Raw genomic sequence first — 2606 nt, 5'->3', positions numbered from 1 at the left:
GGAAGTTAAGCTCTCTAGCGCCGATGGTAGTTGGGACCTTGTCCCTGTGAGAGTAGGACGTCGCCAAGCAACTTTAAGACGAGTCAGAATGACTCGTCTTTTTTGTGTTTTGTAACTTCTTTTCAAAGCTAATTACATATTTATATAAGTTTCATTAGATTTCTTTCGTGATTTTTGATATGTAATTTAAGATTTTCTATTTTATTTCTTAAAGATAAGATTCACTGGTGTGTTAAAATAGTACAGTTGTTTTTTTGATGTACTTTAATATAAGAAGATTTAAGTTAGAAAAGGAGATAATATGAAAAGGATAGGTATAATTACTATAGTAGTCTTAGTCCTTCTATTAATCGTGTATATGTTAGTTGGGAATTATTTTTATAACTATGCATTGAATGCGAAACAAGAAAAAGAATTTTTGCAAGATAATCCTCATTTAGTAGAAACGGTAAATGCATCGGGAGATGTATTGGCTACAAATGAAGAAAAGAATGCGAACTTCGTATCGAAGTATAAACCTAACACATTAACTATACGTTCTTTCGATAAATTGAATTTAAAAGGCTATGAATATATGAATGAATCATCTAGTCATAAATGGGCAATTGTGGTTCATGGATACAATGGTAGAGCATCAGAAATGACGAAATATATTCGTAACTTTTATGAACAAGGCTATAATGTCATAGCACCAGACCTTCGTGGGCACGGAAATAGTGAAGGGGATTATGTTGGTATGGGCTGGAATGATCGTAAAGATGTTTTGATTTGGATTCAACAAATCTTAAAGAAAGATCCTAATGCTGAAATAGCTCTATTTGGTGTTTCAATGGGCGGGGCAACTGTAATGATGACTTCAGGAGAGGATTTACCTTCTAATGTTAAAGTTATTATTGAAGATTGTGGATACTCAACCGTTATTGATGAATTTACTTATCAGCTAAAAGATTTATTCCACTTGCCGAAGTTTCCTGTTATGAATGCGGCAAATACAGTTACAAAATTAAGAGCTGGATATGATTTAGAAGAAGCTTCAGCTGTAAAACAAGTGGCGAAAAGTAAAACACCTATGCTATTCATTCATGGGGATGCTGATACATTCGTTCCTTTTGAAATGTTAGATGAAGTATATAATGCTGCAAAAGTAGAAAAAGAGAAATTAATTGTTCCAGGTGCTGGGCATGGAGAAGCGGAGAAAGTAGATTCGAATAAATATTGGAATACCGTATGGAAGTTCGTAGGGAAGTATATTCCGGCATAATTAAAGTTGTTGCATTTATATAGACGATAATCGGAGGGATAATAGTTAATCCTTTTGATTATCGTTGTTTTTGTTAATTAGGTAGTCTGCTATAAGTGTATTTTTGTATGTACTATATGAAGGAGATAGAGCAAAAACTTTTGAATTCCTTAATCTCAGTGCTACAATGATTGAAAACTAAATGTTAATGAGGTGTTTATATGAAAATTGAGGTTTGGTCGGATTTTGTATGCCCATTTTGCCATATTGGGAAACGTAGATTAGAGATGGCTTTAGAGCAATTTCCACATAAGAAGGATGTTGAAGTTGAGTTTAAAAGTTTTGAGTTGGATCCGAATACTCCCGTTTACTCTGGAACAAGTATTAATGAAGTGCTTGCATCAAAGTATGGGATTAGTATTGAAGAAGCTAAGCGTAATAACGTACAGCTAGGAAATCATGCAGCTAGTATGGGTTTAAGTTTTAATTTTGATGAGATGAAGCCGACGAATACGTTTGATGCGCATCGTCTTGCGAAGTTTGCAAAGAATCATGGAAAAGAAAAGGAGATTACGGAGAATCTACTTTTTGCATATTTCACTGAATCGAAAAATTTAAGTGATGTGGATACACTTGCTATTATCGCTGCAGCCTCAGGTTTAGATAAGCAAGAAGCTTTAAATGTTATTAATGATAAAAATGCGTACGCAAATGATGTTAGAATTGATGAAGCGATTGCTCAGCAATATCAAATTTCGGGAGTGCCTTATTTTATTATTAATCAAAAGTATGCTATTTCAGGTGCACAACCACTTGAAACTTTTGTTGGTGCACTTCAGCAAGTTTGGGAAGAAGAGAATCCTGCACCGAAGTTACAGGAACTTTCAGCAGATGGTGGAAGCGATCTTTCTTGTGCTGATGGAAGTTGTTCGGTGCCATCAAAAGAACAATAGCTTTTATGATGGAATAGCACCCTATAGATAGTTCTGTGGGGTGCTTGTATATAACTATAGAAGAAATGCGTAAATAGATAATTTGATTACGTATATGTATTCTATAAAATATAAAGTTTTTAAAAAAACATATTGACGATTATACAAATGAAGTGTAATATAGGACAAGTCGCCGATGACATTAACGTCGCAAGCGACAAACGAAATGAAAAACTTAGTTGACATTAACTAACGAAGATGTTAACATAAGGAAGTCGCAAATGAGCGATCAAGTAGTTCTTTGAAAACTGAACGAAACAAATAACGTGAAACGTCAATTTTTATTTTTAGATGCTAGACAAACTAACTTTATTGGAGAGTTTGATCCTGGCTCAGGATGAACGCTGGCGGCGTGCCTAATACATGCAAGTCGA

Annotated in this window: 2 protein-coding genes and 1 rRNA gene; all 3 read left to right on the top strand. The window is 34.4% G+C overall.

From position 1 onward, the window contains the following. Window positions 1–301 precede the first annotated feature (301 nt). Entirely contained in the window at window positions 302–1261 is a 960-nt protein-coding gene (locus tag ACS2FK_RS30340) for an alpha/beta hydrolase (RefSeq protein WP_063546247.1), read from the top strand. Between the two features lie 200 nt (window positions 1262–1461). Continuing rightward, entirely contained in the window at window positions 1462–2193 is a 732-nt protein-coding gene (locus tag ACS2FK_RS30335) for a DsbA family oxidoreductase (protein WP_063546249.1), read from the top strand. A 348-nt stretch (window positions 2194–2541) separates the two neighbouring features. Beyond that, window positions 2542–2606 (top strand): 16S ribosomal RNA (locus tag ACS2FK_RS30330); the annotation flags it as partial.

Source organism: Bacillus cereus group sp. BceL220, assembly GCF_051776965.1.
Classification (GTDB): domain Bacteria; phylum Bacillota; class Bacilli; order Bacillales; family Bacillaceae_G; genus Bacillus_A; species Bacillus_A cereus.
This window is presented reverse-complemented; position numbering and strand designations above follow the sequence as displayed.

Coding starts and splice junctions, on each gene's coding strand:
- ACS2FK_RS30335 (WP_063546249.1), top strand. CDS start 1,462: ATGAAAATTGAGGTTTGGTCGGATTTTGTATGCCCATTTTGCCATATT.
- ACS2FK_RS30340 (WP_063546247.1), top strand. CDS start 302: ATGAAAAGGATAGGTATAATTACTATAGTAGTCTTAGTCCTTCTATTA.